The sequence below is a fragment of the Brevibacterium sp. UMB1308A genome (assembly GCF_030230605.1).
Lineage (GTDB): Bacteria > Actinomycetota > Actinomycetes > Actinomycetales > Brevibacteriaceae > Brevibacterium.
Map to the genome: position 1 here is coordinate 1 of NZ_JASPDO010000007.1, position 12229 is coordinate 12229.

The 12229-nt window shown below is 57.6% G+C and carries 14 protein-coding genes; 8 read left to right on the plus strand and 6 right to left on the minus strand.

Annotated elements, in window-relative coordinates:
- Positions 1-365: 365 nt before the first annotated feature.
- Complete coding sequence (locus tag QP868_RS04755) at positions 366-2219, plus strand: hypothetical protein (protein WP_284925468.1); 1854 nt, start codon at positions 366-368, stop codon at positions 2217-2219.
- A 26-nt stretch (positions 2220-2245) separates the two neighbouring features.
- Here the strand turns inward: QP868_RS04755 and QP868_RS04760 are convergent, their stop codons facing one another.
- The 5 genes from QP868_RS04760 to QP868_RS04780 all read right to left on the minus strand — a co-directional run bounded on the left by QP868_RS04760 (position 2246) and on the right by QP868_RS04780 (position 8834).
- The gene (locus tag QP868_RS04760; protein WP_284925469.1) at positions 2246-3205 is read right to left on the minus strand and encodes a DUF1963 domain-containing protein; all 960 of its coding nucleotides are present in this window, start codon (positions 3203-3205) and stop codon (positions 2246-2248) included.
- Between the two features lie 271 nt (positions 3206-3476).
- Complete coding sequence (locus QP868_RS04765) at positions 3477-4160, minus strand: hypothetical protein (protein ID WP_284925470.1); 684 nt, start codon at positions 4158-4160, stop codon at positions 3477-3479.
- A gap of 147 nt (positions 4161-4307) precedes the next feature.
- The gene (locus QP868_RS04770; protein WP_284925471.1) at positions 4308-6731 is read right to left on the minus strand and encodes a hypothetical protein; all 2424 of its coding nucleotides are present in this window, start codon (positions 6729-6731) and stop codon (positions 4308-4310) included.
- The gene (locus QP868_RS04775) at positions 6728-8089 is read right to left on the minus strand and encodes an SWIM zinc finger family protein (protein ID WP_284925472.1); all 1362 of its coding nucleotides are present in this window, start codon (positions 8087-8089) and stop codon (positions 6728-6730) included. Before QP868_RS04775 ends, QP868_RS04770 begins: the two co-directional genes overlap by 4 nt.
- 325 nt (positions 8090-8414) lie before the next feature.
- The gene (locus tag QP868_RS04780; protein WP_284925473.1) at positions 8415-8834 is read right to left on the minus strand and encodes an Imm44 family immunity protein; all 420 of its coding nucleotides are present in this window, start codon (positions 8832-8834) and stop codon (positions 8415-8417) included.
- A gap of 251 nt (positions 8835-9085) precedes the next feature.
- Here QP868_RS04780 and QP868_RS04785 point away from each other — a divergent pair, with 251 nt between their 5' ends.
- The 3 genes from QP868_RS04785 (at position 9086) to QP868_RS04795 (ending at position 10143) form a co-directional block, all read left to right on the plus strand.
- A complete protein-coding gene (locus QP868_RS04785; protein ID WP_284925474.1) occupies positions 9086-9367 on the plus strand; it encodes a type II toxin-antitoxin system RelE/ParE family toxin in 282 nt (93 codons plus the stop codon).
- Positions 9354-9656 carry a HigA family addiction module antitoxin gene (locus QP868_RS04790; protein WP_284925475.1) on the plus strand — a complete coding sequence of 101 codons (303 nt, stop codon included), beginning with the start codon at positions 9354-9356 and terminating at the stop codon, positions 9654-9656. Before QP868_RS04785 ends, QP868_RS04790 begins: the two co-directional genes overlap by 14 nt.
- Before the next feature lie 112 nt (positions 9657-9768).
- Positions 9769-10143 carry an SMI1/KNR4 family protein gene (locus QP868_RS04795; RefSeq protein ID WP_284925476.1) on the plus strand — a complete coding sequence of 125 codons (375 nt, stop codon included), beginning with the start codon at positions 9769-9771 and terminating at the stop codon, positions 10141-10143.
- A gap of 131 nt (positions 10144-10274) precedes the next feature.
- Here QP868_RS04795 and QP868_RS04800 read toward each other — a convergent pair whose 3' ends face one another.
- Positions 10275-10625, minus strand: coding sequence for a VOC family protein (locus tag QP868_RS04800; protein WP_284925477.1), 351 nt, complete (start codon positions 10623-10625; stop codon positions 10275-10277).
- 212 nt (positions 10626-10837) lie between these two features.
- On the opposite strand from QP868_RS04800, the gene QP868_RS04805 reads away from it, so the two are divergent.
- The 4 genes from QP868_RS04805 to QP868_RS04820 all read left to right on the plus strand — a co-directional run bounded on the left by QP868_RS04805 (position 10838) and on the right by QP868_RS04820 (position 12199).
- Complete coding sequence (locus QP868_RS04805) at positions 10838-11080, plus strand: type II toxin-antitoxin system Phd/YefM family antitoxin (RefSeq protein WP_102237639.1); 243 nt, start codon at positions 10838-10840, stop codon at positions 11078-11080.
- A gap of 167 nt (positions 11081-11247) precedes the next feature.
- Positions 11248-11475: a type II toxin-antitoxin system RelE/ParE family toxin gene (locus QP868_RS04810; protein WP_284925478.1), complete on the plus strand. Its 228-nt coding sequence runs from the start codon at positions 11248-11250 to the stop codon at positions 11473-11475.
- Positions 11450-11770, plus strand: a complete 321-nt coding sequence (locus tag QP868_RS04815; protein ID WP_102237641.1) for a HigA family addiction module antitoxin — start codon at positions 11450-11452, stop codon at positions 11768-11770. Before QP868_RS04810 ends, QP868_RS04815 begins: the two co-directional genes overlap by 26 nt.
- A gap of 99 nt (positions 11771-11869) precedes the next feature.
- Positions 11870-12199: an XRE family transcriptional regulator gene (locus QP868_RS04820; RefSeq protein ID WP_284925479.1), complete on the plus strand. Its 330-nt coding sequence runs from the start codon at positions 11870-11872 to the stop codon at positions 12197-12199.
- Positions 12200-12229 lie beyond the last annotated feature (30 nt).

Consider the following 12229-nt stretch of genomic DNA (forward strand, 5'->3'; position numbering starts at 1 on the left):
ACACCCGATGCTGGCACCCACGTTACGAAGAGACCTCGAACAAAGCCGGGCCACGTCCCTATCAGCAGTCAACGCGCATCCTGGACTCCTGGCGGCAACACCCCCCGGATCATCGATGACAGGGCAAAAAAGCCATACCAGGACCAGCGACCAGATCCTCTGATGAGGACCTACAAAAGAATGTAACGGGGTATGTGCGGTCTCATGGCGTGTGAGAACGAAGAATTTTGAATTATGAAAGGAAAAACTGTGCCATGAAGATTCTGCGCACTGTGGGTGCTGGGACAAGCCACGATCGACCGGGCAAACCGGGTGGCCAAACCGCGTGCCATGATTAGGTGACGGCCCGGACCTGAGGAGCACACATGAGGCCCATCGATCGCTCGGTACAGATTTTTAAAGACCTCGGCTGGGACACAGCCGCCCGCGAAGACGCCCCCACCCTCCCGCTTGGGACAAATGAGCAACAGCGTACCGCGCTCGCGGGCCTGCAAAAGGGGAACCCCAGCGTGGACGTTGATCCCGGAATGCTCGGCATGTTCGCCATTCGGTTGGGGGTGAACGGACGTCGGGCGGCCGAACTCGCTAAGGGCTCAGACCAAGCGCTCTTGGACTGCCTTCTGCAACGCGACGAGAACTTTGCGCTCGCATTCGCTGAACGCGCGTGCTGGCTCTGGGCGAACGTGGGCTCAAAGAGCGAAAACGTGGCGGTGGGACTCATCCTCAAACACGGTTTGGAGATGCCCTACACGCTTCCGTGCCTGGAAGCGTGGACCGTGACGGCGTGTGATGGATTCGCTGGTAAAACGCCCATACGTGGCGCATGGATTCCGTCGCTTGACGATTTGCGCCCGTCATTTGCCACTCACCTGCGCGCCGCACTGGAGCTGGGCGACTCCGTGGATGGCCCGTCGGGCGCAGTGCTCCTCATGGGGGTTCAACAGGGCCTCATCAGCCGTGATGACGCCCTGCAACTCGCCATCACCGGACTGGACACCGCCCCCAGGCCCGGGGACCGCAAGGAACTGGTGCGGATTATCACGGAGGAGTTGAGCGTCAGCGATTCCGAGCTGTTAGACCGGGTGGTTGCGTTGGTTCCTGCGATCAGCACGGGTGAGGGGCCGGTGGTGGAGGCGCTTGCACCTCGGCTCATTTCATTCGCCCCGCCCGAGGTGGTTGCTGAAGTGGCGCTGCCTGCTCTGTATGCCAAAACAGTGAAGGCAAAGCGCGCGGTGGTTGAGGCACTGGCAGGCAGGAAAGACTTGGAGTCTGAACAGGTTCACCTGCTTTCAGACCGGGTGGGCGAGCTAGCCGTGGAGAAGAATGCGGCGCTAGCGAAGCGGGCACAACGGGTACTAGACGCCTGGGGCGTAGCGGCCCCCGAACCCGCTGTGGAAGAACTCCCCACGCGCAGGACTCCTGATGTCAAGGCCAAAGAGCTTGACGCCAAGGAATTTGATCGAGTGTGGCCAGCTGAGGCGGGAACCGCCTCCCGTGTCGACGATGGCGGTCGTATCAGTGCGCACTGGGAAGATCCTGATGCAAGTCACCGCACGTTGATGTGCCACCTCACACTCCCCACTGGCCAGACAGTGAAACTCCGCACCTTCAAGGGCGATTTCCTGAGTGAAGGATGGGTTCTGTCTACCGAGAACGAGCGAGTGTTCTTTGACGGTAAACAGGTGGTTGCTGAACCGTTCGGCAATAAGGAACGTAATGCGTGGCAACGTCGGAAGAGCAAGCGAATCACCGACCAAAAAACGCGTTCAGATTCACTGTTCGGTGTGTGCTTGACCGGTCTAGCGACCGACGATGACGTGACTATCCCACGTCACGAAGTAGAACAGTTGGTCGCCTCGGGAAAGCTCGGATGGGCGACCGTTCGAACCGTGGTACCCCAACTGTTGCTGGGTGGGGCGTGGAGTCCGGCCCGTGCCATTCACGATCTTGAGACGAAACCGGAACTTCTTCCCGCGCTGTGGCCCATGCTCACCGAACCACTGGTTTTTGCTGCCGAACACACACCGGTGCCCAGATGGGTCAACCGGGTGCTCGACGTGATAACTCTGCACCAACAAATCCTTGCTGAAGCCACCCGCCGCGGTTATATCCCTTCGGATGCGTGGGATGGTTTGCACGCCTTTGCCTCTCAGAAAGGCTCGAGTGCTGCACTCAAGAAAGCGAGAACCCTCAGCGATGCATTCCACATGCACTTTTGACGTTCTTACAGGTCACCCACTGGAAATCAGCCCTGATCCCAGTAAAAAACAGCACCATCGGTTGTGCCAGTATTCTCGGAGCGGTACACCACGGCCTCGCCGGCGTGCATTTTCTTCAATGCGGCTGGGTGTAGGAATACGTGGGCGACACCTAAATCACCCCACATGGCCTCGAAGGGGAGCTCTTCCTCTTCTTCCAGATATGTGGAATCGATTTCTAGGAAGTGAACGTACCCATCAGGCTCCGAAGGGTCTTGCGCGAACGCTGGGAAACCGCCAATCATGATGTAGCTTTGGTTTCTGGCTGCACTCCGCAATTCAACCAGCTCGTCAAAGTACTCATCGTTATCAAGAAAGTCATCGTCCTTTTCGGACTCCCAAGCCTCGTAGACTGCTTGCTCAGTGGGAGGGATCATTGCAGCTGCGCTCGACAAAGAAATCGGCGCGTTCATAATCGTCCCAATATCCTTGCTGAACGGGGAGCAATAATCCTCGTCCTGTTCATCGAAGGCAGCAGGCTCCGCGGTATGAGGTCCAGGAAAGCTGTGGTTGCCAAAGCCTTCCGCAGGCTCAGGGATATAGCGAATTTCCATGCCGTCGCCTGGTGAATCCGAAGTAAATCCGCCGTAGAGTGGATCAGCACCGACAAAGAGTTGAAAAATCCCTGAATCCGGAATCAATCCGTCGAGAGTTGCTTCGCTTTCCGACGCTCCCTCCGCACGCACATGACGGACAATATCGGCAAAATTTAGCTGAACGATATGGAGCAGTGGCTGACCGCTTTTTGCGATGGGCCATGTCGCACCTTCCGGAAGATACGGCCTGCCACCGAAGTACGAACCATGTTCGGTGGGAGTGCAGCTGGAGTAGGGAAGGGTTACGGCTGGTTTCGCAAGTTGGATTAGGCCATCAGTGTCTTCGGAAATGAACTCTTCGGACTCGATCATCGAACGTAGCGCTTGAACCTGTGCTGAGAACTCTGACATGGCGGGTGGTTCTTCCTCTCGGAAAACAAGGTGTTTAATTAGGGATTATCGTTCAAGGGAAAGCATCCTGCAATAAGTATGCAGGGTTATAAGTAGGACGTTGTGCATGAACTACAGGAATGTCTACTTCAACCCCGTCGTGGTGCTTGTTCTGAGTCTGTTAGGGGCGGCGTTCTTTTCCCTGGGGCGGGTTCAAATTTAACGTTTAGCGTTATGGGCAGGTCACATCCTTTCCTTTGCCACTAGAGGGTTAGGGGAAGGACGTTTCCAGTCACCCCAGGGTCGTGACTGTTCCGAAGGACTTGGCCAGCACTCGGGCTTTCTTCAGTGCTGCTGACGAACCTTTCTTCGCAGCCAACGCGCCGATGCCGTCCCACGCGTCAGCCGGGACGTAGCCCCGGCGGGTGGCTTCGAGCAGGACTTCGGCGTGAACCCTCACAACGTCGAGGACACGGTTCACCCACTTCGGTACAGTGTCCTGATTTCCGGCGAACCGCAGGGGCTCGCTCAACGTTGGCCACAGGAACGGCAGCAGCTCAGGCTGCTTCTCCAGGGTGTATACCACCCGCGCCGGGCTCCACACCTCGTGGTACGGCAGCAACCCGATCGTGGCGGCCTTCACAGCTGCGGAGCCGTACGCTTCTTTCTCCGCCAATTCTTGTAGTCGTTCCGCTGCCCATTCCCGCTTCTGGTGTGCGTCGTCGGCGCGAACCCCTGCGTAAGCGATCAATACCGCAATAAGCGCGTCGGAAAGCTCAGGTGTAGCCTCGCTCCGGTTTCTGGAATCGTCTGCAACCAGGGCGTCGCCGTCCCAATAGAGCCAGCTTTCCTTGCCTTCCGGCTCGTCCTGGCTCAAGCGCTTGGAAATGGCCTGCCCCAATTCCCGGATTTCAAGGAACTCTCTGGTCAGGCTTTTAATCTCGAATACGGACGCCGGGTAGCTGGGAACAACCATGTCGAATTGCAGGTGGTGCTGCTTTGTGTTCGAACCTGCCTCGCGCAGCGAGTACGTCACCCCATCCGGGATGTTCGGCTTGGTCCCGGCCGCTGCCGGCCAGATCTTTTCAAAAAGCGCCGTGTCGAGGGAAGGCGCAGCGGGATACTAGGGTTCCGCCTGCTCGTCGGGCAGTTGCTTGACGACGCCCCTGGCCGCGTCAACCGCCTTTGAAGAACCTTTCCGAGCCGCCAACGCGCGTACCCCCGGCACCTCCAACGCTGACGCCGGTGCAACACCCGAGGTGACCGCAGCCAGCACCTCGCCAACATAGTCTTGCATCGCCTGAGCTGCCTCGGCGGTGCCTGCCAACATCCGCGGGGCTTTGAGAGAGGCGACGAGCACGTCGTCCAACACCGGCCAGACAACCGACAACATGCCGCGATCCGCTGCGTGACGCAACGACTCAACAAATGATGCGATGTTGCTCAGCTGAGCATCCCAGTCGAGGTAGTCGATATCGGCCACGCCGGGCACTAAAAGCCCGCGCTCCCAGGCTTCTTGTAGCGCTAACGCTGACTCGGTGGCATATTGCGGGCGTCCGTGACGTTGCACGGCCAGCAAATTCACCGCCCCGCCCGGCCCAAGCGGCTTGGCGCTGCGAGCTAACTGCCGAGCCATGACCGATGCATAGTCCGGGTAGAGTCGTCGATCAAGGTCGATATTCAGGGCATCACCCCAGTTGGGGAATACCCCGAAGCAGTTCTTGATCCGGTTATTGACGATCATATTGCAGTCCAACCCAACCAACGACTTGGGCCAGGCCAAGTTGCCATTGCGGTCTGACAAGGCAAAAGGCGCCTCCATATCGACGAATGGTCTCTTCAGGTAGGACATGATCACTTGGGCTGTGTTTCGAAGTAGCAGCCTGCCGTCTACCAGCTTCACCGGGACCTCGGGCAGGCTGGCTTTAGCGTCCGCCTTCGTCACGTCGAGGCGAGCCAGCGCCATAACCAGGTCAGCCTGCAGCACCGGGACGCCCGCGGCCGCGTACTTTTCCAAGGACGCAACCAGATCGTCGAACTCGACACTCAGATCAACCCGCGATGGTTGCGATAACAGACAGGGGATCTGCCCGAGGTGGTCAAACGTGCTTTCAACACGCATGTACCACAAGAAACTTCCCGCTTGCCAACGGGACGCGCCGGGTCCCCCCGCCAACCAGTTACGGACGACCTGTGCCCAGAGCGCCGACGAGATCCCACTGAGCGCCCTTCGGGTGTCGTCCAGGCTGTGGTTAGCCAGTGCGACCGCCAGCGCCAGGAATCGTTCTGCGTCCAAGTCGAGCACAGCAATGTCACCGCGAGAGGTCAACACTCGAAGCGCTTCGGTCAACGCCTCCGGGGTGACCTCATCCACTTCAAATCGTGGGACGTTCCACAGCTGTGGAGTTGGCTGCCACAGCCCGGTGACCTCGGGCTCTTCGCTTGCGACCGCGGGGGTCACGTTCCAATTCGCCAGCACCGCCTCGGTCAGCTTCGCCGTGGCTTTGTCGCGAGACTGGGCAAGTTCACTCAGTCTGTCGTATAGCAGTTCTGCACTCGCCTGCCCCGGAAAGTCGCGCTGCTTCAAAGCAGTCAACACTTGTCGCACTGCCTTCTGTGTCTTCACGTACAGGCAAGCCAGAGCCACTTCTCCCACCAGGTCGTCGGCTACGTTCGCGATCAGTCGAGGGCCGAAGCTCTCGACGATCGGCCCTTCGCCGTGACTCAGGACGGGGATCAGCGCATCGACGCGGGTCACCAGTTCATCGTCGGTCACCGCGATGTCGTTCACGATCAACGACGTGAGTGCTTTACGATCACCAGGACGCACCGCCGCATCCAAAGACGCAAAGAGCTGCTCCATCCCCGCGCTGCGCTCGATTAGCCCTGCTTTGACCGCAGCGGAAAGAAGCTTGCCCAAAGGCCCCGTCATGGGTACACCTGAATGCAGTGCTGCCCGCCAGTGCTCGTCAAATGAAGGGCGCAGTTCTTCAAAGGTCGGGAGCGCATGTTTTTCAGGCCATGGGATTTCGGCGACGTCACCGGTAAGCGCCGCAAGCGCCACCACTGCCCAGTCTTTGAGGTAGTCGATTTTTTCCGGGACGGCTAGCCCGAGGTCGCACACCAACCGGACGGCCGCCTCCCCATGGGCGGACAGGGAGTGCTCAGACGCCCTCAGGAGCGGCAGGCACACTTCATCAATGAACTCGGCGGCGTAAGCCTCGCCGCGTTGGGCGACACACCTGGCCAAAACAACATCGTCGGCATGCTGCAGCAGCCACAATGCCCTGTGCGGGATCACACCGAGCCGCAACTCAAACAGCGCCAGCATGGTTTCATCGACGTCCACCGCGCTGATCCAGCCGTAAGTGTCCGGCCCGACCTTCCCGTACTCGCCCCAGTCGCCGGTTCTCAGCCCAGATAGGGCCACCTTCTGTTGTTCCTTCGTGCCGAGCGGCAGTGTTGGCGCGTCGGCAAGATCGGCTTCGTCCCAACCTAATTCACGAAAGATCTCAATGGCTTCATCGAGCCTCGGGTTCAGTTTCATTCGGGTTCCTGACGTTCGGTGGGGCTGGTAGATTGCGTGAGTATTACGGCTAGAACGTGCTTGCACGGACCACGGTCGCCAGCATGGGAGAGGTACCAGGTGCAACTGCAAGTGGCGCCCTTCTCGGGGGCGCCAGCATCTAGGCCGAGTCGCACTCCGTATTCGGCGTCGCCCGAATTGACGATCCAGGCATCCGAACCGGAGCTGCGCACGGCACCGGCGGACACGAGCTTTTGCGCTGCGATCAACCGCGGATTGTCCTTTTCCACCCGTTCGGGAGTGTCGGGCAGTTCGCGGTGGAAATAGGCTTGGTCGTTGACGTCCCACCCCACGCGGCCAGAGGCCGCGAGCACTGCCAGAGCGGCTTTCACTCGAGACTCAGGAAGCGCGGTGTCCTTGGCAAGGCGGTGCACGTCGATGATCGGTTCAAAGGCCAACACGGCGCTCACCAGGTCAGCGTCTTCCATGACGTTCGGTTCTGCCAGTGAGGCCAGCAAGGAGCCTTCGCCGGAGTAGCCGCGCCATTCTTTGTCAGTCAGCCCGAGGGTAAGCCGGGCGTCCGGGAGCAGCAGGGTGATCATCGCGCCAACGGTGTGCTCGTCGGCGGGGCCGTGGACGATGAGTCCTTGCACGTGAGGCAACAGCCGTTTCAACGCGCTGAGCCGCTGCAGACCGCTGACCAGCACCGCTCCCGAGGTCGCCGCCACACTGGCCTTTACTGTGCCGCGGGACGAGGACAGCCAGGCCGAACGCCCGGACGAGCTCGCAGGCGGTAATCCGGCAAGGAACCGGCGCGCCCCCGAGGCCGTCACCCGGAACGCCTCTACGAAACCTTGTTGCGACTGTGCTGCGTTGCCTAGCGCGCGCACCCAGCGTGACGGCATCGTCACGGGACGCTCAATCATGGACGCCGTCGGCGTCGCCGCCCGCAGACCCTCTGCGCCGACGTCGAGATGCAGGAGTTCATGGCGCGGCAGATTGGACAGCATCGCTCTAGACTTTGGGCCGATGTCGACGTTGGTGGTGCCACGTCCGATGTCACCACCATCAAGGCCCGAACCCATCAACTCGAAGCACGCGTAGACGGCGTTGCACCCTGAAAAACACTCAACTCGCAGGCGATCGCCGTGTGCGGAAAGGATCGGGTCGCGCTCCGACACCGGGGTGTAATTGTAATAGCGGGTGGCCGTGATGTCGGCGAGCGTCACGAGCCCGCGTGCGAGCACTTGCGGGTGGGTTGCGAAGCCGTGGAAGAAACTGGGGGATGCGTTGAGTCCATCAGGCTCCAGCCCGGGTGCAAGTGCGAGCGTGAGCCGGTTGTCCACGAGTGTGGTTTCTCTGGAGAAGGTCCTTTCCATCTACACCTCCAAGTCAGTGCCTTTCGTCGGTGGCTCATTCTGGCGCTATCTGGCATCGGATAGATGCGGTTTGGACTACGGATACTCTATGACTCAGATTACATTAACTCGCGCGAGGCTACCGTGAGTTTTCAAAGAGGCCACCCTGCGGTCGGGCACGTGGTGGAGTTCCGGTTTAACGTGTGGGTGGGCTTAGAACTGCTATCCAGACTCGACGTTTACTCGAGTGGGCCTCGGTATTGGTTGCGTCCCTTCCTCGAAGGATTCGGCGTCATGTAGAACAAGTTCGCTGTGTGCATCGTGTCGCGTTATAAATGCGCAACCTTCAATTATTCTTCATTTGTTGCTCTGCTGCCTGCAAAGCTTGCTTTAGAATGGCTATGTCACTTTCAGGAACTTTCCACGTTTTCGTCATTTTTGGGTGATCTAAGCAGCGATTTAATGAATCGACAATCAGCTCGAGTTGTCGATTGTAATCACCATCAAGGAAAGACTGATAATCGATTTTCAGCCGAAACTCTAAATCCCGTTCTTTATTGTTGCGTCGTACAATCTCGGGAAGCTTCATTTTCTTCATGATCGGCCCTTCTAGTATCGCAATGTATGCCCAGCACCAATCTTTATATGCATCAGAAAATTGTTTGTCCTCAATATATGAATTAACTAATTTCTCAATTTCATTCGCAATATTGCTATACGCGTGTCCGACAGTGTGCTCAGCTTCAGCGGAATTCCAAAGTCTCATTGTGTGTTGTCCTGGGTGTTTTTGTGCCTTGCCGATCCGGATTGTTTAGTGTTGGGCGAATACCATTGATGTGTTCGTGGAACTTAATGCTTCAACAGTACCCCTAGTGCGCTCCACGCAGAGCCGCTATTGCAGGTTTGCAGTTGACTGGCGGCAATGTGGCAAATGACTTTGCGCTGACGCTCTGTTAAGTGCCGGTTTAACGTGTAGCGTTATTGACGCGCATCGCTATGGGTGGATAAGGTTAAGTTGTGATCCAGTCATTCGCCGACAAGGACACCGAGCGGCTTTGGAATCGAGAGCGGGTGCGTTCAATCGATTCCCGAATCCACTCAGTGGCGTTGAGGAAACTGCGCCAGCTCGGTTACGCGCAGAACCTCGAAGAATTGCGGATTCCGCCGGGGAACCGTCTCGAAGCGCTTAAGGGCGATCGCAGGGGTCAGCATAGTGTCCGTATCAATGACCAGTGGCGGGTTTGCTTTCGGTGGACCGCTGCTGGGGCAGAGGAGGTTGAGATCGTTGACTACCACTGACAAGCTCCCTCCCGTTCACCCGGGAGAAGTCCTCATGGAGGACTTTCTTAAAGACATGGGTATTACCCAGCACAAGCTCGCCGTCTCCATTGGAGTTTCCCCTCGCAGGATCAACGAGATCGTCCATGGTAAACGTGCGATCACTGCGGACACTGCGCTTCGGTTGGCGAAATTCTTTGGTATGACTCCGCAGTTCTGGCTTGGGCTGCAGACTCAGTACGACATTGATGTGGCAGAAGATAAGATCCTCCCTGAAATTGAGCAGATTGAGACCGTCGAAGTTGCCTGAATAACAGTCCGGTGATCCCAGTCAATGACGCTGTGAATCCGGGAGATTAGGGCCCACATTAGAGCATTGATATCCGTAGCCAAGGGCTGAGGGTGTCCGATATACTTCTTGTATGGCATTCCCCGTTGATGAATCACGAATCCGCGCCGCCGAAGAAGCGTTGGGGCGCACCTTCCCAGACGTTTTGCGCGAGCGTCTGATGTCGGAGAACGGTGGCGAAATCGACGACACCGATGAGGGATACTGGTTCCTCTACCCGGTGTATGACGATTCCGACCGTCGCCGTCTCGCCCGCTCAGCAGATCACGTAGTGAAAGTAACCGAAACGTGGCGCTCTGAAGCCGACGGTTTCCCGCAGGACGCCGTCCCCGTCGCCGAGGACCAGGAGGGCAACGCGATCGTTTTGTTGCCCGGCGACGACCGCTTTTACGTCTGGGATCACGAACTGCGGGAAACGGAGCCGATCGAGCTTATTTTCTACGAGTGACACTCGCCTGACTACCAGGCTTTCCACAACCATCGCGCAGACGTTATTCGCATGGCCATCAAACGAGCCCATCCGCTTCCCGAGGGCTTCGCGGGGGATCTAAATTGGGGTCCGAACGGTCTGCTCCGAACCTAGAAATCTGGATTGCCCACACAAAACTCATTGCCTTCCGGGTCCTGCATAACGGTCCATACAAGTCCCGGTGCCTCGTGGTCACTGAGTGCGGTAGCGCCCAAGGATGTTAGAAGCTCCACCAGAGCGTTGCGTTCAACCCCGCCAACGTCGATATGCATGCGGTTTTTCCCGGGTGTGGGGCGCTCAACTCGCTGAAACCCCAGAGCTGGTGTGGAATTGACCATTATGAAATCGCCGTAGTTGGCGACGGTCTCGCATCCCGTTGCAGTTGACCAGAACTGGGCTAGCTTAGAAGGGTCGTGGCAGTCGAAGGTGATCTGGCGAACTGTGAATGCTGCTTCACTCATGGTTTCCAGTGTATCCGTGGCGACCAGCTCTTAAACTACGTCCGCTGAGCTCGCACCTCTTGGGTGTGCCCGCTCTACATCTGCTCCAGCTCGTTTTCGTGACCCTGAACAACTTGTGTTCTGCTTGAACGCATGCGCCAAAGATTTGAGCGGATGCCACAACTTGCCTTTAAGTACGTAAGGCGTACGTTTAATTTGGAGGTGGCGATTACGTGACTGCTGTAAGTGCAACGTCGGCGCGGGCGAACTTGTACCGCCTAATCGATCAGGTAAATGAAGAGTCCGAGCCTATGATCATTACAGGGCAACGAGGCAATGCTGTCTTGGTGGGTGAGGACGACTGGCGCGCTGTGCAGGAAAGCCTCTTTCTGGCTTCGATCCCCGGAATGACTGAATCGGTCCGTGCGGCACGTACGGAAGGTATACGTGCCGGTTCGGAGGAGCTCGACTGGTGACTAGCTAGCGCTCCATCGAAGTCGCCATTAACTGGCATCCAAAGCGCTCGCAGTCCGGTCGAGTTTCGTTTGACGCCTGGCGTTATTAGCGCATTCCGTTATATGATTATCTTGTGATTAGATCGTTCGGCAACAAGGACACTGAACGAATCTGGCATGGTCAGTATGTGAAGCGCATCAATCGCTCCGTTCAAAGGGCGGTTTTGCGGAAGCTTGAGTTGATTCACGCAGCAAAGAATCTTGCAGATCTCCGGATCCCACCGGGAAACCGCCTGGAGCGGTTGGTTGGGGATCGGCTTGGGCAGTACAGCATTCGTGTCAATGCGCAATGGCGGCTGTGTTTTATCTGGAGAGAAGGGGGTGTGGAGAATGTCGAGCTCGTCGACTACCACTGATACCGACGCAATCGAGCCGATTCATCCCGGAGAAATCTTGATGGTGGACTTTATTGAGGGATTCGGAATTACCCAGCATAAGCTCGCGGTGTCTATTGGCGTTCCGCCTCGCCGAATCAATGAGATTGTGCATGGAAAACGAGGTATCACTGCTGATACTGCAATTCGTTTGGCGCGATACTTCGGTACGTCAGACGAATTCTGGATGAACCTACAGTCGAACTATGAACTGAGACTTGGTCGTCTTGCGCTACGTCATCAGGTTGCCGAGATCAAACCCCTCGAAGTTGCTTAAACGGTTTCGCGCACCTCATGCCGAGCAGGCCTTATCCCAGCAACTCAATAATGGGGCGCACTGTTTGCGACGCCAGGTGCCCGGCCTGATACTTAAGACATGACAATTTGGACGTTATCCAATGACTGGTTCGATCGACACACCACTCAAGATCTCACCTATCGAGTTCGGGTGCGAGTCTTGACACCAGGCGCTTTGGACTCCGCATGGGCACGAATCGTTGAGGAACACGGTGCTGACGAAGACGGTGTTGTTCCGATCGGTGGCGCTGCACTCATCCGGGTAAACCACCGGGAAGCCGAAGCCATCAGCGGGGGAGAAGACGCACTTGATTCTCTCGAATGGGCAGTCAACGACGTCCTCGGAGAGGCTCTCAAGGGAGCAGAGGTGCTCGTCGTTGCAGAAGAGCGCGCCCTCGTGATCGACTAGTTGCCAAAATGACCACGGGTTCTGAGTCGT

What these genes read in the sequence shown, in the direction of transcription:
- QP868_RS04755 (WP_284925468.1), top strand. Translation starts at nt 366, where the DNA reads ATGAGGCCCATCGATCGCTCGGTACAGATTTTTAAAGACCTCGGCTGG.
- QP868_RS04760 (WP_284925469.1), bottom strand. Translation starts at nt 3,205, where the DNA reads ATGTCAGAGTTCTCAGCACAGGTTCAAGCGCTACGTTCGATGATCGAG.
- QP868_RS04765 (WP_284925470.1), bottom strand. Translation starts at nt 4,160, where the DNA reads ATGGTTGTTCCCAGCTACCCGGCGTCCGTATTCGAGATTAAAAGCCTG.
- QP868_RS04770 (WP_284925471.1), bottom strand. Translation starts at nt 6,731, where the DNA reads ATGAAACTGAACCCGAGGCTCGATGAAGCCATTGAGATCTTTCGTGAA.
- QP868_RS04775 (WP_284925472.1), bottom strand. Translation starts at nt 8,089, where the DNA reads ATGGAAAGGACCTTCTCCAGAGAAACCACACTCGTGGACAACCGGCTC.
- QP868_RS04780 (WP_284925473.1), bottom strand. Translation starts at nt 8,834, where the DNA reads ATGAGACTTTGGAATTCCGCTGAAGCTGAGCACACTGTCGGACACGCG.
- QP868_RS04795 (WP_284925476.1), top strand. Translation starts at nt 9,769, where the DNA reads ATGGCATTCCCCGTTGATGAATCACGAATCCGCGCCGCCGAAGAAGCG.
- QP868_RS04800 (WP_284925477.1), bottom strand. Translation starts at nt 10,625, where the DNA reads ATGAGTGAAGCAGCATTCACAGTTCGCCAGATCACCTTCGACTGCCAC.
- QP868_RS04815 (WP_102237641.1), top strand. Translation starts at nt 11,450, where the DNA reads ATGTCGAGCTCGTCGACTACCACTGATACCGACGCAATCGAGCCGATT.
- QP868_RS04820 (WP_284925479.1), top strand. Translation starts at nt 11,870, where the DNA reads ATGACAATTTGGACGTTATCCAATGACTGGTTCGATCGACACACCACT.